General features: G+C 67.1%; 11 protein-coding genes. 5 read left to right on the plus strand and 6 right to left on the minus strand.

The window, feature by feature from the left end:
* Positions 1 to 29: 29 nt before the first annotated feature.
* Positions 30 to 1,454 carry a M20 family metallopeptidase gene (locus tag A9973_RS02325; RefSeq protein WP_183012149.1) on the minus strand — a complete coding sequence of 475 codons (1,425 nt, stop codon included), beginning with the start codon at positions 1,452 to 1,454 and terminating at the stop codon, positions 30 to 32.
* 113 nt (positions 1,455 to 1,567) lie between these two features.
* On the opposite strand from A9973_RS02325, the gene A9973_RS02330 reads away from it, so the two are divergent.
* A complete protein-coding gene (locus tag A9973_RS02330; protein WP_183012150.1) occupies positions 1,568 to 2,476 on the plus strand; it encodes a LysR family transcriptional regulator in 909 nt (302 codons plus the stop codon).
* Positions 2,477 to 2,515: 39 nt separating this feature from the next.
* Here A9973_RS02330 and A9973_RS02335 read toward each other — a convergent pair whose 3' ends face one another.
* From A9973_RS02335 to A9973_RS02350, 4 genes are all read right to left on the minus strand, one after another.
* Positions 2,516 to 5,707: a CheR family methyltransferase gene (locus A9973_RS02335; protein ID WP_183012151.1), complete on the minus strand. Its 3,192-nt coding sequence runs from the start codon at positions 5,705 to 5,707 to the stop codon at positions 2,516 to 2,518.
* 258 nt (positions 5,708 to 5,965) lie between these two features.
* A complete protein-coding gene (locus tag A9973_RS02340; RefSeq protein ID WP_183012152.1) occupies positions 5,966 to 9,046 on the minus strand; it encodes an efflux RND transporter permease subunit in 3,081 nt (1,026 codons plus the stop codon).
* Positions 9,043 to 12,123 carry a multidrug efflux RND transporter permease subunit gene (locus A9973_RS02345; RefSeq protein ID WP_183012153.1) on the minus strand — a complete coding sequence of 1,027 codons (3,081 nt, stop codon included), beginning with the start codon at positions 12,121 to 12,123 and terminating at the stop codon, positions 9,043 to 9,045. The genes A9973_RS02340 and A9973_RS02345 overlap by 4 nt, the downstream gene beginning before the upstream one ends.
* A 7-nt stretch (positions 12,124 to 12,130) precedes the next feature.
* Complete coding sequence (locus A9973_RS02350) at positions 12,131 to 13,300, minus strand: efflux RND transporter periplasmic adaptor subunit (protein WP_183012154.1); 1,170 nt, start codon at positions 13,298 to 13,300, stop codon at positions 12,131 to 12,133.
* Between the two features lie 172 nt (positions 13,301 to 13,472).
* Here A9973_RS02350 and A9973_RS02355 point away from each other — a divergent pair, with 172 nt between their 5' ends.
* A complete protein-coding gene (locus tag A9973_RS02355; RefSeq protein ID WP_183012155.1) occupies positions 13,473 to 14,645 on the plus strand; it encodes a diguanylate cyclase in 1,173 nt (390 codons plus the stop codon).
* A gap of 58 nt (positions 14,646 to 14,703) precedes the next feature.
* A complete protein-coding gene (locus A9973_RS02360; protein ID WP_183012156.1) occupies positions 14,704 to 15,672 on the plus strand; it encodes a molecular chaperone DnaJ in 969 nt (322 codons plus the stop codon).
* A 16-nt stretch (positions 15,673 to 15,688) separates the two neighbouring features.
* On the opposite strand, the gene A9973_RS02365 is transcribed toward A9973_RS02360, so the two are convergent.
* On the minus strand, positions 15,689 to 16,933 hold the full coding sequence (locus A9973_RS02365) for an NnrS family protein (RefSeq protein ID WP_183012157.1): 1,245 nt from the start codon (positions 16,931 to 16,933) through the stop codon (positions 15,689 to 15,691).
* 214 nt (positions 16,934 to 17,147) lie between these two features.
* Here A9973_RS02365 and A9973_RS02370 point away from each other — a divergent pair, with 214 nt between their 5' ends.
* The gene (locus tag A9973_RS02370) at positions 17,148 to 18,419 is read left to right on the plus strand and encodes a nitrate/nitrite transporter (RefSeq protein ID WP_255468980.1); all 1,272 of its coding nucleotides are present in this window, start codon (positions 17,148 to 17,150) and stop codon (positions 18,417 to 18,419) included.
* Positions 18,420 to 18,455: 36 nt separating this feature from the next.
* Positions 18,456 to 19,841, plus strand: a complete 1,386-nt coding sequence (locus A9973_RS02375; protein ID WP_183012158.1) for a NarK family nitrate/nitrite MFS transporter — start codon at positions 18,456 to 18,458, stop codon at positions 19,839 to 19,841.
* Positions 19,842 to 19,955 lie beyond the last annotated feature (114 nt).

Here is a 19,955-nt window from a genome sequence, read left to right on the forward strand (position 1 = left end):
AGAGGGAAACATGGAAAAGGGCCGGACGGTCAGGCGGCCGCGGGAATAGCGCAGACGGCTACCGCCCCGCGCAGGGCGGCGCCCTGGTCGCCCAGGTCCCAGAACAGGCCGGCCATGATGGCCAGCCCCTCGCGCGCCACGCTGCCCAGCAGGTGCTCGTTGGGCGCGTGCTGCGCGCAAGCGGGGTAGGAGTGCGGCACCCACAGGGTGGGCAAGCCCAGCAGGTCGGCGAATATGTCGTTGGGCAACGAGCCGCCCAGGTTGGGCAGCAGCGCGGGGCGTTTGCCGGTCGTGCGTTGCAGCGACGCGGCGGCCCAGCGCACCCAGGCGTTGTCGGGCGACAAGCGCGTGGCGCCTGCCTGCATGCCAATCCGGACTTGCACGTCTTCAAACCCCGCCTGGCGCAAGTGTGCGCGCACATGGGTCTCAAGCGCACGCCAGTCGGTGCCGACCACGAAACGCAATTGGCACCAGGCCACCGCTTCGGGCGGGATCGCGTTGACGGGCTTGGCCGGGTCGCCCGCGCCGAAGGTCAGGACGTCCAGGCTGTTCCAGCCGAATACCTTCTCGGGCGCCGTCAGGCCGGGTTCGCCCCACCATGCGTTGATTTCGGGGTCGTCGGCGCCGCCGCCCACCTGCAGGTCGGCCAGCGCGCCGGCCACGGCGGCGGGGATGGGGGGCGGGCGCAGGCCGTCGACGGTGATGCGGCCGCGGGCATCCACCAGGGTGCCGATGGCGTGCATCAGCACGATGGCGGGGTTGGCCAGCAGGCCGCCCCAGTTGCCGGAGTGGTAGCCGCGTTCACGCGCGCGCAGCTTCAATTCGAAGTTCACCGCGCCGCGCGATCCCATGAAGAGCGTGGGGCGTTCCGCATTCAGGCGCGGGCCGTCGCTGGCGATGAACACGTCGGCCGCCAATGCGTCGCGCTGGGCCTCGCAAAAGGCGGCCAGGCCGGGCGAACCGGCCTCTTCGCCGGTCTCGATCAGCCAGGTCGCGTTGAAACCCAGCTTGCCGCCGCGCGCGGCGATCACGTGCCGCAAGGCTTCCAGGTTGATGGAGTGCTGGCCTTTGTTGTCGGCCGTGCCGCGGCCGTACCAGCGGTCGCCTTCGACCTGCAGGCGCCATGGGTCGCGCCCGGCGTCCCATTTGGCGGCGTTGCCGCGCACGACATCGCCGTGGCCATACATCAGCACGGTCGGCAGGCCGGCTTGTTCAATGCGGCGCGCCACCAGGACGGGCAGGTCCACGCCGGCGGGATTGGCATGGACCTCACAGGAGAAACCCAGTGCCGTCAGCAGCGGGATCAGGTCTTCATTCAGGTAGGCGTGCTGCGCGGGCGCCTGCTCCGGCACTTCGCTTTCCGTCGCGTAGGCGACGCGGCGCGCCAGCGCCGCCAGCAGGGCGCCGGAATCAAAGGCTTCAACGGCGTGGAGGATGGCTTGTTCGCGATTCACATCGACTCTCGGGTGCGCAAGGGAGGCACAAAGTTATTACGCTTCACCCCGTGCCACAATTAGATAATTAGCATCTATGCCATGCCTTTAAGGCATGGATTTCGGAGCCGACCATGATTTCACTGGCCTTGAGGTACTTCCTGGAAGTGGCCCGTTGCGGGTCCATCGCGGGGGCGGCGGCGGCGCAGCATGTGGCGGCCTCGGCCGTCAGCCGGCAGGTCGCCAAGCTGGAAGACGATCTGGGCATCGTGCTGTTCGAGCGCCAGGCGCGCGGCATGGCGCTGAGCGAAGCCGGCAGGCAGCTTGCCGCCTACGCCAATGCCGCGGCGCTGGAGGCCGAGCGCGTCACGACGCAGATCCGGCAGCGCGGCCATGTGGGCGACGTCACGATCAGGCTGGCCTGCACCGAAGGCTTCGCGCACCGTTTCCTGCCGCTCAGCATGGCCGAGTTCAAACGTGTGCGGCCGGAGGCGCGGTTCCACCTGCATGTGGAGCGGCCGGACGAGGTCAGTCGCCAGATCCTGGAGGGCCTGTCGCAGATCGCGTTGCGCTATTCCACGGCGCAGGACGATCGATTGAAGACTGAATTACTCACGCGGGCCCCCGTGTATGCGGTGATGTGCCGCGACCATCCACTGGCCAGCCGGCGCAGCGTAGGCATGCGGGACCTGGCGGACTACCCGCTGTCGCTGGGCGATCAGGGCACGACGGTCCGGCAGTTGTTCGACGCCGCATGCGCAAATGCCGGGCTGCATATCGAACCGGCCTACGTGTCGAACCATTCGGCGGCGTTCCTGCCGATGCTGCCAGGCAGCCGGATCGTGGCGCTGACGGGCTATCTGACGCTGATGGGCCAGGTGGGCAGCGACAAGCTGGCCGGCGTGCCGTTCACGAACCCCGAAATGCGGCAGCGGAGCATCCAGGTGCTGACGCTGCAGGGCAGGACCCTGCCGCCGCTGGCCCGGGAGTTCCTGGCGTTCATGTCCGAGCGGCTGACGGCGGCGACGCGCCTGCCCGAGTAGGTCCGCCGCCCCGGGACAGGCCGTCCCCGCGTGCCGGGGTCACTCGGGCGTGGCGCCGTCGCCGGGCTCGTTGCGGGTTTCGTTTCCAGCTTCGATTCCGGCGTCGTTTCCAGCTTCGTTTCTGGCTTCAATCGGCACGTCGATATGACAGGCGATGCCGTCGGATCTGAAATCCATGGCGGTCTTGGCGCGCAGCGTTAGCGCCAGCGCCTGCTCGATCAGGTCGCGGCCATAGCCGCGCCGTGTCGCGTCGGGCGCGGCGGGAAGCCCGGATTCGGTCCAATCCAGGATCAGGTGGTCGCGATTGCCGTCGCGGCGTTCGATGCGCCATTTGACGTCCAGCCGGCCCGATTCGTAGCGCAGCGCGCCGTACTTCACGGCGTTGGTCGCCAGTTCGTGGATGGCCAGCGCCAGGGTCTGGATGCGCTCCGGGGCGATGCGGACTTCCGGCCCGTTGATCGTCACCTGCCGTTCGTTGCCGACGGCGTCGAGTTCGCGGCGGATGACGCCGCCGAGTTCGATCTTGCCGCCATCGGATTCGGTCAGCAAGCCCTGGACGCGACCCAGCGCGGCCAGGCGGGTCTCGAATCGCTGAAAGGGCTCGCCGTCGCCCAAGGTGCGCCGCGCCACGCTCTGCACCAGCGCCAGCAGGTTGCGGGTGCGGTGCTGCAGTTCCGAGATCAGGACGCGATGGCGCCGTTCGGCGCGGGTGATGAGGGTGATGTCGATGAAGGTCACGACGACCCCGTCGACCTGGCTGTCGCTGCTGCGGTAGGGGACCAGGCGCAACAGGTAGTGCTTGCCGTCCAAGGTGCCCGCGATGCGGCGTTCGATCGGCTGGTAGTGGGTGTATACCTTGGCGATGTCGTTGGCGAACGAGGGCAGGTCGAAACGGCTGGCCAGATCGGTGATAGGGCGGCCGCAGTCGCTGGGCAGGATGTTGAAGACGTCGCCCATGGCCGGCGTGAAGCTGCGGATGATCAGGTCGCGGTCCAGGAACAGGGTGGCGATGGCCGTGCTTTCAAACAGGTTGTGCAGGTCGCTGTTGCTGCGGTCCAGTTCGTCGACTTTGCCGTGCAGTTCGGCGTTCACCGTGTGCAGCTCTTCGTTCAGCGATACGAGTTCTTCCTTGGAGGCTTCCAATTCTTCGTTGGTGGACTGGAATTCCTCATTCACCGACACCAGTTCTTCGTTGGAGGACTTCAGTTCCTCCAGCGCGGTTTCGTATTCCTCGATCATCGACTGCAGGCGTTCACGCGTGTCGCGCAATTCCAGTTCGATCTGCTGGGCCGCGCCTTGTTGCGTGACGCTGCCCTGCGCATAAGCCTCATCGCGGCTGAGCAAGGGGCCGTGGTCGGCGAACAGGATCAGGAACAGGGGCTCGTTTTCCTTGTGGTCGGCCAAGGGCTCCACCGTCAAGGTCACCATCTGGACGCGGCCGTCTTCCCCGTCCACGGCGACGTTCTCTCGCACCGCGGGCCGGCCGGTTTCGGCGGCTTCGTGCAACAGGGTGCGCAGGTCCAGGCGCAGGCCCTTGCGCGCCAGCGTCAGCACCTGGCGGGTCGGCACGCCGGCCGCGGCTTCCAGATACTTGCCGGTGCGGCCTGAGTAATAGACGATATCGCCGTCGCGGTTGACCAGCACGTGGGGCGGAGCATGTTGCGCCAGCACCTGGCTGTCGACGGAGTGGCGCAGCGTGGAGGTGCCGGTTTGCGTGCGGCGATGAGAGGAATGTGGCAGGTCCGGTTTATGCATGGAGGGCAAGGTGATCGGTGGGCGTGGGTGCGCGCCGATATCCGCTCGGCGCTGGAAGATCCGGTGCTTTTTGTCGATCGGGCTGAATAGGTCGTTGAATTGGCTGACGTTTTCCGACATGCCCAGGAACAGATAGCCGCCGGGACGCAGTGCATAGTGGAACGTCGGGATGACCTGCTTCTGGATGCCGCCGCCGAAATAGATCAGCAGATTGCGGCATGACACCAGGTCGATCCGGGAGAAAGGCGGATCGCGCAGCACGTTGTGAGGCGAAAAAATGCATAAATCCCGTACCGGTTTACTGACTACATAACTGTCGCCATCGGCTACAAAGTGACGTGCGCGCCGTTCGGGCGACAGGGCATCCAGCAAGGCGGCCGGGTAGCGCGCCGCGCGGGCGACGGCCAAGGCGCGGTCGTCGATATCGGTGGCGAAAACCTGCACCCGGGGCGCGGCAGGCAGCGTGTTCATGTGCTCGCGCAGCAGGATCGCCAGCGAATAGACCTCTTCGCCCGTTGCGCAGCCGGGCACCCACAGGCGTATGGTTTCGGTGGCCTCGCGGTCTTTCAGCAATTGCGGGATCACCAGCTTCTGCAGGGACTCGAAGGCCTCGGCGTCGCGGAAGAAATTCGTGACGCTGATCAGCAGGTCGCGGAACAGGGCGCCCGCTTCCTGGGTGTGTTGCTTCAGGAAAGCGACATAGGCGTCCAGGGTGGGCATCTGGTTCACGTGCATGCGGCGCTGGACGCGGCGCATGAAGGTCTTGCTCTTGTACCCGCTGAAATCGTGGCCGATGCGGGCGCGCAGGAGCGCATAGATTTCGTGTTTGGCGGCCTCCAGCCGGGCGCGCTCCGGCCCCTGGGCGGCGGTGTCGTCCAGATCGTCCAGATGGCCCAGCCCCGATGCGAAGTCAACCAGTTTCACGCCCATCTGATCCGCCGGCACGATGAAATCGACCAGCCCCGTGGCGATCGCGCTGCCGGGCATTTCCGGGCTGCTTGGCCCGAAGCCGTCGGTCGCCTGCGCCAGGGTCAGGCCACCTTGTTCCTTGATCGCCTTGATGCCCAATGTGCCGTCCGAGTCCCCGCCGGACAGCACCACGCCCGCAGAGGATTCGCCGCGGTCCAGGGCCAGCGAGGTGAAGAACAGGTCGATCGGGCGCGGCCCGCGCTGCTCGGGCACCCGTTGGCGCAGCCGCAGCCGACCTTCGTGGATCGACATGACGGCGTCGGCGGGCAGCACGTAGACGTTGTCGACCACGACTTCGGCGTCCTGCGTAGCCGTCTGGACCTTGAGCGGGGTGTAATGCTGGAGCACCTCGGGCAAGTGGCTTTCGCGCACGGGGCTCAGATGGGTCAGGACGACGAACGCCAGCCCCGGTTTTGGGGGCACCCCGCGGAAAAAGCCTTCCAGCGCTTCGACGCCGCCGGCGGAAGCGCCGACACCCACAATAGGGAAATCCGTTTGCACAGTCATGGTCTCTTCGGCCTGATCAAGCAGGTAAACAGCGTATGAAGCGTCAACGAATCAGAAACCAGGGAATGATGCGCCAGCTGCGGAAAAAAAGGAGGCGGCGCGGGTGCGTGCATAGTCCCCTTTTTTTCTGCGTCGGCGCCGGAACGCCATGGCTAACGCGCTGTTATCGGAATACACGCAGCGACATTACCATGGACGCCTGGGGATTGATATGCGAAGGACTAGCCCGGCCGGACTAGGGCGATTGGGCTATCGCAATCAGGACGCCGCCCGGACGCGCGCCGCGCGCACTTTCAGGCGCAGCCGTTCCAGCGCCAGATAGACGATGGGCGTCGTGTACAGCGTCAGGAATTGGCTGATCGCCAGGCCGCCGATGATCGCGACGCCCAGCGGGCGCCGCAGTTCGGAACCTTCGCCCATGCCCAGCACCAGGGGCAAGGCGCCCAGCAGACCCGCCAGATTGGTCATGACGATGGGCCGCAGGCGCAGCATCGCGGCGCGGTGGATGGCTTGCTCCGGCGTCAAGCCTTCCCGCCGTTCCAGGCTGAGCGCGAAGTCGATCATCAGGATGGCGTTCTTCATGACGATGCCGACCAGCAGGAACAGCCCCAATAGCGCGATCAGGGTGAACTCGATGTTGGCCAGCCGCAACGCCAGCAAGGCGCCCACGCCCGCCGAAGGCAGCGTGGACAGGATGGTCAGCGGATGCAGCGGGCTTTCATACAGGATGCCCAAGACCAGATAGATGGCGACCAGCACCGCCAGGATCAACCAGGGCTGGTCTTGCACGCTTTGCTGGAAGTTGCGGGCGTCGCCGCCCAGCCGCGTCTGGATCGACGAAGGCACCATCAGTTTGGCCGTCGTGGCGTCGATGGCAGCCAGCCCCTGTTCCAGCGATACGCCTTCGGCCAGGGAAAAACCCACGCCCACGGCCGCGAACAAGCCGTCATGGAACACGCGGTCGTTGACCAGGCCGTTCTCGTACGTGGCGAACGCCGTCAGCGGGACGCGCGTGCCGTCGGCGGCAATGACCTGCACCTGCTCCAGCACTTCGGGGTCTTCGGTGTAGCGGGGGTCCAGCTCCAGCACCACGCGGTACTGGTTCATCGCGTCGTACAGGGTGGCCACCTGGCGCTGGCTGAAGGAGTTGCTGAGCACGCTGCTGATCGTGTCCATGTCCACGCCCAGGCGCCGGGCGGCGCTGCGGTCGATGTTGATCACCACCTGTTGGGTGGCGCCGTCGCCCTCGGCGTCCACGTCGCGCAGTTCGGGGATGGCCTGCATGGCCTTGGATATCTTGCGCGACCATTCCCGCAGCGCGGGCACGTCGCTGGCCATGATGGCCAGTTCATGGTCGCCCGAGTTGCCGAATCCGCCGGGCATGCGCAAGTCCTGGTCCACGTTCAGGAAGAACATGCCGCCCGGCACCGGCGGCGCATTCAGGCGCAGCCAATTGATGACCTCGGTAGAGGATTCGCTTCGCTGGGACACGGGTTTCAACCGGATCAGGAACAGCGAATTGCTGATGCCCAGGCCGCCGCCGTTATAGCCGATGACGTCCTGCACGGCCGGATGCTTGAGCACCAGTTGGCGGTACTGGTCGATCTTGGGCTGCATGACCTGGAACGAGAAGCCGTCGTCGCCCCGCACGAACCCGACCAGCTGGCCGGTATCCTGCACCGGCAGGAAGCCCTTGGGCGCCGCGACATACAGGTAGACGTTCAGGCCGACGACGCCCGCCAGCAGCAGCAGCGTCAGGCGCGCATGGCCCAGCACGCGCGCAAGCGACGCGCCGTACCAGTCGTGCACGCGGGCGAACGCCGCCTGCATCCGCGTGGGGAGGACGGGTGTTGCCTGATGCGCCGTGCCGGGCTTGAGCCAGCGCGCGCACAAAGCAGGAATGATCGCGACGGATACCACCAGCGAGATCACCGTGGCGGCCACCAGCGTGATCGAGAACTCGCGGAACAGCCGTTCGACCAGCCCGCCCATGAACAGGATCGAGACGAACACCACGCTCAGGGCGACGGTCATGGCGACCAGCGTGAAGCCCACTTCGCGCACGCCGCGCAGCGCCGCCTTGGCGGGCGACAGGCCTCGTTCGATATGCCGCGAGATGTTCTCCAGCACCACGATCGCGTCGTCCACCACCAGCCCGGCGGCCACGATCAGCGCCATCAGCGACAGGTTGTTCAGTGAAAAACCCCACGCGTACATGACGGCGAAGGTGGCGATGAGGCATACCGGGATCGCCACGCTGGGGATGGCCGCCGCCCGCGCATTGCCCAGGAACAGCCACACGACCAGGATGACCAGCGCCGTGGCTAGCGCGAGGGTGATGTGCGCTTCGCGCAGCGTGGCGTTGATGCCGGGCGAGCGGTCCAGCGCCACGGTCAGGTCCACGTCGGCCGGCATCAGCGCGCGCAGGCCGGGCAGGGCCTCGTTGATGGCCTTGATGGTTTCGATGATGTTCGAGCCCGGCTGGCGGCTAATGGTCAGCACGACCGCCGGGTTGCGGTTGTGGAAGCCGCTGCTGTAGCGGTTTTCCACGGAATCGCTGACTTTCGCCACCTGGGCCAGCCGGATGACGGCGCCGTCCTGGTGGCGCACGATCAGGCTTTGGTATTCCTCGGCGCTGCGTGGTTGCGCGGGCGTGCCAACTTCCCAGCGCTGGCCGGCCGAATCCAACTGGCCTTGCGGGCGCATCGGCGCGGCGTCCGAAATGGCTTCGCGCACGTCGTCCAGCGCCACGCCGTAGTGCGCCAGCGCATTGGGATTGACCTGCACGCGCACGGCAGGCAGCGAACTGCCGCCCATCGTCACTTCACCCACGCCGTTGATCTGAGAGATCTTCTGCGCCAGCACCGTCGCGCCCAAGTCGTAGAGCTGGCCCGCCGGACGAGTGGGGGAGCTGAGCGCCAGCGCCATGATGGGCGCCTGCGACGGATTGATCTTGCGGTAGCTGGGGTTGCCGGGCATGCCCGCAGGCAGTTCGGCGCGGGCGGCGTTGATGGCGGCCTGCACGTCTCGGGCCGCTTCGTTGATGTCGCGGTCCAGGTCGAACTGCAACTGGACGCGCGTGGCGCCCTGGTTGCTGGACGAGGTCATGGCGCTGACGCCGGCGATGCCGCCCAGGGCGCGCTCCAAGGGCGCCGCCACGGTGCTCGCCATGCTTTCGGGGCTGGCGCCGGGCAGCTCGGCGCGCACTTCGATGGTGGGGAAATCCACTTGAGGCAGCGGGGCCACGGGCAGCAGCCGCCAGGCCACGGCGCCCAGCAGCGTCAGCGCCAGCGCCAGGAAAATGCAGGCGACCGGCCGGTGAAGCAGGGCCCGGATCATGCGGCGGGCCCGTCCGTCCTTGCGGGCTTGGCGCAAACGCCGCGCCGCTGGCCCAAGCGGTGGAAGAACAGGTAGACGGCGGGCGTCGTGAACAGCGTCAGCACCTGGCTGACCAGCAGCCCGCCCACCATGACCCAGCCCAGCGGCTGGCGCAGTTCGGCGCCGGAACCCGTGGCCAGCATCAGCGGCAACGCGCCAAACAAGGCGGCCAGCGTCGTCATCAGGATGGGGCGCAGGCGCAGCAGCGCGGCTTCGCGGATGGCGGCTTCCGGCGGCAGGCCGCGCGAGCGTTCGGCTTCCAGCGCGAAGTCCACCATCATGATGCCGTTCTTCTTCACCAGCCCGATCAACAGGATGATGCCGATGACGGCGATCAGGTCCAGCGGCCGGCCCGTGATCAGCAGCGCCAGCAGCGCGCCCACCGTGGCCGACGGCAGCGTCGACAGGATGGTGACGGGGTGGATCGCGCTTTCATACAGCATGCCCAGCACCAGATACATCGTGACCACGGCGGCCAGCATGAGCCACAGCGTGTTGGACAACGACGCCTGGAACGCCGACGCCGCGCCCTGCAGGCGCAGTTCGACGCTGGGCGGCATGCCGATTTCGTGCTGCGCGGCCTCGATGGCGGCGATGGCTTCGCCCAGCGAGCCGCCCGGGGGCAGGTTGAACGACAGGTTCACCGCCGGGAATTGCGACAGGTGGTTCACGGCCAGCGGCACGGCGCGTTCGCTGACGGTGGCCAGCGCCGACAGCGGAATCGCCTGGCCGGTTTCCGTCTGCAGATGGATGCGCTCCAGCGCGTCGGGGCTCAGGGCCAGCCGGCGGTCCACTTCCAGCACCACGCGGTACTGGTTGGACTGCGTGAACAGGGTGGCCACCTGGCGTTGGCCGAACGCGTTGTACAGGGTCTGCACCACGTCGTCCATCGTCATGCCCAGCCGCGCGGCGGTATCGCGGGACACTTGCAGGAACGCCTGGCGGCCGTCGCCTTGCAGGTCGGACGACACCTCGGCCAGCTCGGGCGACCGGGCCAGGCGCTGCGTCAGCGCGTGGCTCCATTGCGTCAGCAGCGCGCTGTCCGGCGATGTCAGCGTGAATTGGTACTGGCCGCGGCTGACGCGGTCTTCGATGTTCAGTTCCTGCACCGGTTGCAGGAAGAGCGAAATGCCCTGGATGTCGCGGGCGCGCGCGTCCAGCCGGGCCATGATGTCGGCCAGCGGCGCGCTGCGCTCGGCCCAGGGCTTCAAATTGATCAGCAGGCGGCCGGTGTTCAAGGTGGTGTTCATGCCGTCGATCCCGATGAAGGACGACAGGCTCTGCACGTCGGGGTCGGCCAGCAGGCTGTGCGCGACCGCCTGCTGGCGCCGGGACATGGCGTCGAACGAGGTGTTCTGCGACGACTGGGTCACGCCTTGCAGCACGCCGCCGTCCTGCACGGGGAAGAAGCCCTTGGGCACGGCCACGTAGAGCAGGCCGGTCAGCGCCACCGTGGCCAGCATGACCAGCAGCGTCAGGCGCTGATGGCGCAGGGTCACGTCCAGCCAGCCGGCGTAGCGCGCCTGGACGCGGTCCAGCAGGCCGGGGCGCGATTCCACGTGGGCGGGCAACAGGCGCGCGCACATCATCGGCGTCAGCGTCAGCGACACCGCCAGCGATATCAGGATGGCCACCGCCAGCGTGATGGCGAATTCGCGGAACAGGCGCCCCACCACGTCTTCCATGAACAGCAGCGGGATCAACACGGCGATCAAGGACAGCGTCAGCGACACCAGGGTGAAGCCGATCTGCCCGGCGCCTTTCAGCGCGGCCGACATGGGGCTATGCCCCTGTTCGCGGTAGCGCGCGATGTTCTCCAGCATGACGATGGCGTCGTCCACCACGAAACCCGCGCCGATGGTCAGCGCCATCAGCGTCAGGTTGTTGGTGGAAAAGCCGGCCAGATGCATGAAGCCGAAGGTGCCGATCAAGGACAGCGGCACGGCCAGGCTGGGGATCAGGGTGGCGGGCAGGTTGCGCAGGAACAGGAACGTCACCAGCACGACGAGGCCCACGGCGAACACCAGCTCCCACTGCACGCCGCGCACCGACGCGCGGATGCTCTCGGTGCGGTCGGTCAGGATGCGCACCTGCGCCGCGGCGGGCAGGCTGGCGGTTAACTGGGGCAGCAGCGCCTTGACCTGGTCGGCCACGGCGATCACGTTGGCGCCCGGCTGGCGCTGGATGTTGACCAGCACGGCGGGCTGCTTGTCGACCCAGGCGGCCAGGTAGCGGTCTTCGGCGCCGTCCTCGATCATGGCGACCTGGCCCAGCCGCACCGGCGCGCCGTTCTTCCAGGCCACGATCAGCTCGCGATATTCCCCGGCGCTTTGCAGCTGGTCGTTGGCGTCCATGATGACCGACCGCACCGGGCCGTCGAAACTGCCCTTGGGCTGATTCGAATTGGCCTTGCTGATCGCTTCCTGCACATCCGACAGTTGCAGGCCGCGGGCGGCCAGCGCCATCGGATTGACCTGCACCCGCACGGCGGGACGCTGGCCGCCGGCCAGGCTGACCATGCCCACGCCGGACAGTTGCGACAGGCGTTGCGTCATGCGCGTGTCCACCAGGTCGTAGACCTTGGGCAACGGCAGGGAATCGGAGGTGACCGCCAGGGTCAGGATGGGCACGTCGGCGGGGTTGACCTTGCGATAGATGGGGGGCGTCGGCAGGTCCGACGGCAGCAGCGAGCCGCTGGCGCTGATGGCGGCCTGCACTTCCTGCTCGGCCACGCCCAGGGATACGTCCAGGGAGAATTGCAGCGTGATCACCGAAATGCCGCTGCCGCTGGTGGACGACATCTGCTTTACGCCCGGTATCTGCCCGAAACGCCGTTCCAGCGGCGCCGTCACAGCGCGCGCCGTCACGGTGGGACTGGCGCCGGGGTAATGGGTGGTCACCTGGATGATCGGGTAATCCACCTGCGGCAGCGCCGCCACCGGCAGCATGCGCCAGGCCAGGATGCCCGACAGCAGCAGGGCGATCATCAGGAACGACGTTGCGACCGGGCGCAGGATGAAAGGGCGTGACAGGCTCATGCGCGGTTCAGGTTAGGGGCTCGACGATCTGGACGTCGCGTCCGTCGTGCAGGCGGTCCACGCCCTCGACCACGACGCGCTCGGTAACGGCCAGGCCCGCTTCCACGACCACGCGGCCGGCGTTGGCGGAACCCAGTTGCAGGACTCGCCGCGTGGCGCGCTGGTCGTCGCCGATGACGAAGACGAAAGCGCCCTCGGCGCCGTACTGCACGGCGGCGGACGGGATGGTGATGGCGTTGTCTTGCTGCACCACGGCCAGCCGGATGTTCACGAACTGGTTGGGGAACAGCGATTCGTCGGCGTTGTCGAAACGGGCGCGCAGCCGGACGGTGCCGCTGGCCGCCTGGATGCGGTTGTCCAGCGCCTCCAGCGTGCCTTCGGCCAGGATGCGGCGGTCGTCCGCGTCCCAGGCCTGCACGCGCAGCACCGCTGTCTTGGCCTGGGCCCGGCGCAGGATGTCCAGCCGGGTTTCGGAAATGCTGAAGATCGCCGAAATGGGCATCGTCTGCACCAGCGTCGTCAGGCCGTTGGTGTCGTTGGCCCGCACGTGGTTACCGGCATCGATGCGGCGCAGGCCGATACGGCCGTCCTGCGGGGCGACGATGCGCGTATGGCTCAGCAGGCGCTCGGCGTCGGCGACCTGGGCGCGGTGCAGCTGGCGTTGCGCGGTGTACGCGCGCACCTGGGCTTCGGCGGTGTCCAGTTGCTGGCCCGCCACGGATTCCTGACGCGCCAGCCGGCGATAGCGTTGCAAGTCGGCCTGGGCGTTGTCCAGCAGCGCCTGGGTGCGCGCCAGCTCGCCTTCGGCGGCGGCCAGCGCGGCCAGGTACGGCCGAGCGTCGATCTCGGCCAGCAAGTGGCCCCGGGTGACGGCCTGGCCTTCGGTGTAGTGCAGCCGGACCAATTCGCCGTCGACCTGGCTGCGCAACGTTACTTGCGCCAGCGGCGTGATGGTGCCCAGCGCGTGGAGGTCGCGCTGCAGCGGGCCCACGCGGGCGGCGGCAACGCTGACGGCAACGGGGATCTGCCCGTATTCGGGCAAGCGCGGGGCGGCGGGGCGCGTCTTTCCCGTCAGCCAGTACGCGGCCCCGATCAGCACGGCCAGCAACAGGGCGGCGGCGATCAGGATCAGGCGCTGGGTTCGGGAAGGGCGGCCCGCGAAAAAGGGCAGTGACATCAGGGCTGCCAGGCAGGATGTTGCGGACAGCCGGAATTCTATATTAATAATAATGATTAGCGTTATTAACGCCGTATTTCAAGAAGGGTTTTCGCCATGTCCCGGTAGGGAATTCAACGTAAAATCCGGCCGACGCCGTGAAGGTTCGGCGCAATACGCCTTCCCCTACGGCATGTACGTCGACCTCCATACCCTTTACCTCCTTATCATCGGGACGCTGCTGGCCAGCGCGGGGATGATCTTCTGGGAGCTCCGGGCCCACCCGCTGCGAAGCAAGACGCTGCGCCTGCTGGGCGTCGGCTTCGCGACATTGGCGGCCGGGTGCGTGCTGATCCTGTTCCGCCGCGAACTACCTGGGGCCTACGGCGCCGCGCTCAGCAATCTGGTCGTCCTGTCGGGCTATCTTCTGGTTTTGAATGGCGTGGCGTCCTTGCGTGGGCGCCAATACCGCGGGGCTTCCTTCGGCTTGCTGGCCGTGATGGCGCTGGTGTGGGCGGTCACGGGCGAACGATGGCTGGATATCGTCTGGGCCTATGCCAGCGCGGTGCCGATCGCGCTGATCAGCGCCATGACGTCGCTGGAGATGTTGCGCTGCCGGTCGATGCAGGCGTTGCAGCCGCGCCGGATCATCGTGGTGGTGACGGGCATCCATGCGCTGCTGTACGCGGGCAGGGCGTTCGTCTTGCCCTGGATGGTGGCGCAGTACGGTCAGCCGGTGCTGATGGCCGCCAGCAACATCACGATGTACGAAGGCGTGCTGTATTCGGTCATCTTGCCGATGACGCTGCTGAAGCTGATCCGCGAAGAAACCCACGGCCAGTTGTTGCAGGAATCCCAGACGGACTATCTGACCCGGCTGGGCAACCGCAGGTGGTTTTTCGAGCAGGGCGCGCGCGTCATCGGCGCGGCCGCGCCAGGCCCCGTTGCCGTCCTGGCGTTCGACCTGGACCACTTCAAGGTGATCAACGACCTGCATGGCCATGAAACGGGCGACAAGGTCCTGACGTCGTTCGCGGGCGTGGCCCAGGGCGCGGCAGGCCCGGGCGCGGTGCTCGCCCGGATCGGCGGAGAAGAGTTCGCGTGCCTGCTGGCGGGCGACGACGCGCGCCGCGCCCACTTGCTGGCCGAAGGCATCGTTCGGCGGTTTGCCGAGACCGTCGCGGATCCGGTCCGCGGCGTGGGGGTGCCGGCCACGGTCAGCGTCGGCCTGGCCCAGTTCGACGACGACGCCCCGGTGCTGGCTGCCGGACTGGCCGCGGCGGACCGGGCGCTGTACCGCGCGAAGGCGCTGGGCGGCAACCGCGTCGAATTGGCGGGCCTGTCGGCCAGTTCCGCGGCCGCCTGAGCCGCCAGTCGTTATAGTGGCGGCTATTTTCAATACCCGATCAGCAAGGAGCAGGTCCATGGGTGAGCATCCCCTCGAAAGTCCGCGGCAATGGTTCGAACGCCTTCAAGCAAGATTGGAGACCGAACGCGCCCGCTTGCGGCTGTGGCAGGCGCTTGAGGCGGATTACGGGCAGAAATATGCCGAAGGGTTGTCGCCGCTGGAGCAAAAGCTGCATGAACTGCGCATGAAGCTGGTGCTGTGCTTCGACCACGCGCACAAGAACATGGGGCTGTCCAAGTCGGAACGCGAATTCGTGTCCGAACTGGTAGTGGAGTTTTCAGAAGAACTGTTGCAATTGGCCGCCAAGGGTCAATTGCCGGCGGGCTGCGACGCCGGCCGGCTCAAGACGCTATATAAAAAGCATGGCGGATCCGACTACGACGCGGACGTGGCGGCAGAGACCGAGGATGCCAAGGTCGAGCTGGCCGATGCGCTCGGCCTGGATCTGGACGCCGATCCTGCCGCCTTGTCGCCCGCGCAGCTGCTTGCCCGCATCCAGGACCAGTACGAAGACGACGAGGCCGAGGAACTGCTGGCGCTGGCGCGGCTGGCCACCCGCACGTCCACGCCGAACGCCGTGGCGTGGCAAGCCTTGCAAGACGCCGAGCGCGCGCGTGTCGCCCAGGCCGCGCAGAACCCGGATCTTCAAGCCGTCGTGGATACGGCTGGCGACATCGCGGATGAGCGCCTGCCGCAAGTGAACGCCGTTTTGCAGGCCCAGCTGGACGAGGCCCTGCAGCAGGGCGCCTACGCCGAAGAGGGCTTCAAGTTGCGCTACGACCTGGACCCGTTCGCGTCGTTCGACCCGGAAACGGTGATGGAAGACCTGGACGCGGATATCGTCGACATCCAGGAATACATCCGCGAACTCGAGCACGAAGTCATGCAGTTTTCGGATCAGGGCTTGCTCAAGTCCTGGATCAAGGCGATGAAACGCGAAGTCGAGGCGATCGAGCGCCGTGAAGGCCAGGGGCGCGGCGGCTGAGGCTTTTGGCCTGGCGCTACGTGCGCCGGGCCACCGGCACCACGCGCATCACGGGCGCCGCCGGCTTGGCGGCGTCGGCGCGCGGCCGGATCATCATCGGGAAGAAACGCCACAGGTATAGCCCCAGGGCCAGCACCCAGGCGGTGGTCGAGGCGTGCAGGAAACCGATCGTGGCGGCGGTGGGCAGCAGGGCGGCCAAGCGCAGCAGCGCCGCCAGGATCATCAGCGCGTAGCTGGCCACCATGCTGCGGTCGGTTTTCAACGGCCGCCCCAGATGGCCTAGCGCGGTGCGCGTGACCATGCCCAGGATCAGGACCGAAAAACCGGCCACGCCGACCACATGGGCGGGCCAGGCCGGCCGCAGGACGTAGCCGGCCAGGTGCGCGGCGCCCACCAGCAGGCCGATCCCCACCCCCAGATACCCCGCATACAAAATCCATAGCAGCGGCACGCGGCGCACGGCCCAGGGCTTCCAGGACAGCCATTGCGCCAGTGCGATCAGACCGGTCGCCGCCAGCGCCAGCGCGGCCGCGCGCGGTGCGCCGGCGACCAGGCAGGCGATGGCGGCCACGCCCAGGGCCAGTTGCCAAAGCCCGCTGCGGGTGTGGGCCGGAATGTCCAGGCCCGGCACTGCGCGCTTGGCAAAAAAGGGCAGCACGCGGCGCGCGATCAGCAACGTCAGCACCGCCATGCACAGCAGCCCCACATTGAAGTAGCGCATCAGCGCCAGATAATCGCCCTGCACGGCGGCCCACAGATACATCGCGTTGGCGGCGGCCAGCCCCAGCAGCAGGAAGGGCACGCCGGCGTTGCGCTGGTTGCGCGTGACCCAGACAGCGCGGCCCAAGGCGGCGGCGCCCCACAGGAAAAACCCAAGATCCGCAGCGGCGGCGATCAGGAACGCTGGTCGGCCGGGCATCAGGTAGCCCGCGCGCGCCACGATCCACAGCAGGCAGAGGCCCGCCAGCGCGTTGCCGCGCAAGGGGTTCTTGCCCGTCCAGTTGGCCCCCGCCGTCAGCAGGAAGCCCACGGCGATGGTGGCGACGAAGCCCCACAGCATCTCGTGCGCATGCCAGAACACGCCGCCCAGCACGCCGGTGATGCGCGCGGGCGCATGCACCCACAGCCACACGGAGGCCAGCGCCCAGAAACAGCCCGCCAGATACAGCGGACGGAATCCCATTTCGGTGAAGGCGCGCCATTGGGGGCGGGGCGGCCGGGGCGGCTGCGCGGGTTCGTCGATGGTCAGTAACGGGGGCATGGCGGTCTGCGGTTTTAAAGGTGTATTCAAAATGCATATTAAACCTGGGGCGGCCTCGTCGCCAGCGGGTTTGTTTGATTCAGCGCAAACCCGCCCGGGAACCCTGCGGTGACTAGGCACATTGGCAGGGCCGGATGGTCAGCCGGCGAATGGCGGCGAAGGCGCCGGGTCCCTAGCCTAGCTGCATGTATCCGTGAGCCAAGCGAGAGTAACCATGACAGCAGCAACTTCCCCGTCCGGCAGGCCGATGCGGGTCCTGATTTCCAGCACGTTCGCCTTCACCATCTGTTTCGCGGTCTGGATGATCTTCGCGGTGCTGGGCATCCCCATCAAGGCGCAGTTGGGTCTTTCCGAAACGCAGTTCGGCCTGTTGGCCGCCATGCCCGTCCTGACCGGCTCGCTGGTGCGGGTGCCGCTGGGCATCTGGACCGACCGCTACGGCGGCCGCCCGGTGTTCTTCATCCTGATGCTGCTGGCGGTGGTGCCGATCTGGCTGCTGTCCTACGCGACCGAGTACTGGCAGTTCCTGGTGCTGGCGCTGTTCGTCGGCCTGACGGGCGGCTCGTTCTCGGTCGGCACGCCCTATGTGGCGCGCTGGTTCCCGCGCAGTAAACAGGGCTTGGCGATGGGCGTGTTCGGCGCCGGCAACTCGGGGTCGGCCATCACCAAGTTCGTGGCCCCGGCGCTGATCGCGGCCGCCGGCGGCGCCTGGGTCATCGTGCCCCAGGTGTACGCCGTGGCGTTGCTGGTCACCGCCGTGCTGTTCTGGATGTTCTCGGCCTCCGACCCGGCCCACCGCGTCACGCATGGCGCGACCCTGTCCGCGCAGTTCGCCATGCTGAAGGACCCGCGCGTCTGGCGCTACTGCCAGTATTACTCGGTGGTGTTCGGCGGCTATGTGGCGCTGGCGCTGTGGATGACCAAGTACTACATCGGCGAATACGGCTTCGACATGAAGCTGGCCGCGTTGCTGGCCGCCTGCTTTTCATTGCCGGGCGGGGTGCTGCGCGCCCTGGGCGGCTGGATCTCGGACCGCCACGGCGCCTACAAGACCACGTGGTGGGTGATGTGGGTGTGCTGGGTGGCGTTCTTCCTGCTGAGCTATCCGCAAACCGAATTCACCATCATGACGGCCAATGGCCCGCGCAGCTTCGGCATCGCGCTGGGCCCCGTCTCGTTCACCGCGCTGCTGTTCATCGTCGGCATCGCCATGGCGATCGGCAAGGCCTCGGTCTTCAAGTTCATCTCGGATGAATTCGGCGAAAACATCGGCGCGGTGTCCGGCATCGTCGGCCTGGCGGGCGGTTTGGGGGGCTTCGTGCTGCCCATCCTGTTCGGCGTGCTGCTGGACCTGACCGGCGTGCGCTCCAGCGCGTTCATGCTGCTGTACGGCACGGTCTGCGTGTCGCTGATCTTCATGCACTTCAGTTTCCGGCCCGAAAGCGCGGCCAGCGCTTCGGCGGCCGCCGCCAAGCAAACCGCCTGATCCCGACCCCTCCCACCCAAGCAAAGAGCCCTCATCATGTCCACTCAAGTCCTATCGCGTTGGGAGCCGGATAATCCCGGTTTCTGGAAGCAGACCGGCGCCCGCGTCGCCAACCGCAATCTCTGGATCTCCATCCCGGCGCTGATGCTGGCGTTCAGCATCTGGATGCTGTGGAGCGTGGTGGTGGTCAACCTGGACCGCGCCGGCTTCATGCTGTCGAAGAACCAGCTGTTCTGGCTGACCGCGCTGCCGGCGCTGTCGGGCGCCACCTTGCGGATCTTCTATTCCTTCCTGGTGCCGGTCTTCGGCGGCCGCAAATGGACGGCCATCTCTACGGCCTCGTTGCTGATCCCCGCGCTAGGCATGGGTTTCGCGCTGCGCGACCCGACGACGTCGTTTCCCACCTTGCTGATCCTGGCGCTGCTATGCGGCCTGGGCGGCGGCAACTTCAGTTCCAGCATGGCCAACATCAGCTTCTTCTTCCCCAAGGAAAAGAAGGGCCTGGCCACGGGCCTGAACGCCGGCATCGGCAACCTGGGCGTGTCGCTCGTGCAGTTCGTGGTGCCAGTCGTGATCTCGGTGGGCGTCTTCGGCGTGGCCGGCGGCGCGCCCCAGGAAATCACCGTCAACGGCGCGCAGCAGAACCTGTGGCTGCAGAACGCCGGTTTCATCTGGGTGATCCCCATCGCCATCGCGGCCATCGCGGCGTGGTTCGGCATGAACGACATCGCCGACGCGCGCGCCTCCTTCGCCGACCAGGCCGTGATCTTCAAGCGCAAGCACAACTGGCTGATGTGCTGGCTGTATGTGGGCACGTTCGGGTCTTTCATCGGCTTCTCGGCGGGCTTCGCCATGCTGACCAAGACGCTGTTCCCGGAGGTCAACCCCATGACCTACGCGTTCCTCGGTCCGCTGGTGGGTTCGCTGACGCGCCCGGTGGGCGGCTGGGTGTCCGACAAGCTGGGGGGCGCGCGCGTCACGCTGTTCACGTTCGCCGGCATGATCGCCGCGGTGCTGGGCGTGGTGGTGTTCCTGCCCGTGAACGGCCAGGGTGGCGACTTCAACGGCTTCCTGGCCATGTTCATCGTGCTGTTCGCCCTGACCGGCCTGGGCAACGGGTCCACCTTTCGCATGATCCCCGTGATCTTCCTGCGCGAACGCACGCAGGCGGCGAAAGGCAAGGGCGAGGCCGGCCAGAAGCAGGCCATGAGCGAAGCGGCCAAGGAATCCGCCGCCGTGCTGGGCTTTTCCGGCGCCATCGGGGCCTACGGCGGCTTTTTCATTCCCCGCAGCTTCGGCACGTCGCTCGACATGACGGGCGGCGTCCAGGCGGCGCTGTATTGCTTCATCGGCTTCTACGCCACTTGCATGCTGATCACCTGGTGGTTCTACGCGCGCCGCAATGCGCCGGTGCCTTGCTGAGCACGCGCCGCGCGCGCAGCCGGGGTGACTAGTCACTCTGCCGCGCCCGGCCTGTGCCACTGGCGAATAGGCGGGGGACAGAGCCGCGCCTAAAGTGGTTTCAACGGCATTGAT

This window comes from Achromobacter sp. UMC46, assembly GCF_014170335.1.
In the GTDB taxonomy this organism is placed as follows: domain Bacteria; phylum Pseudomonadota; class Gammaproteobacteria; order Burkholderiales; family Burkholderiaceae_B; genus Achromobacter.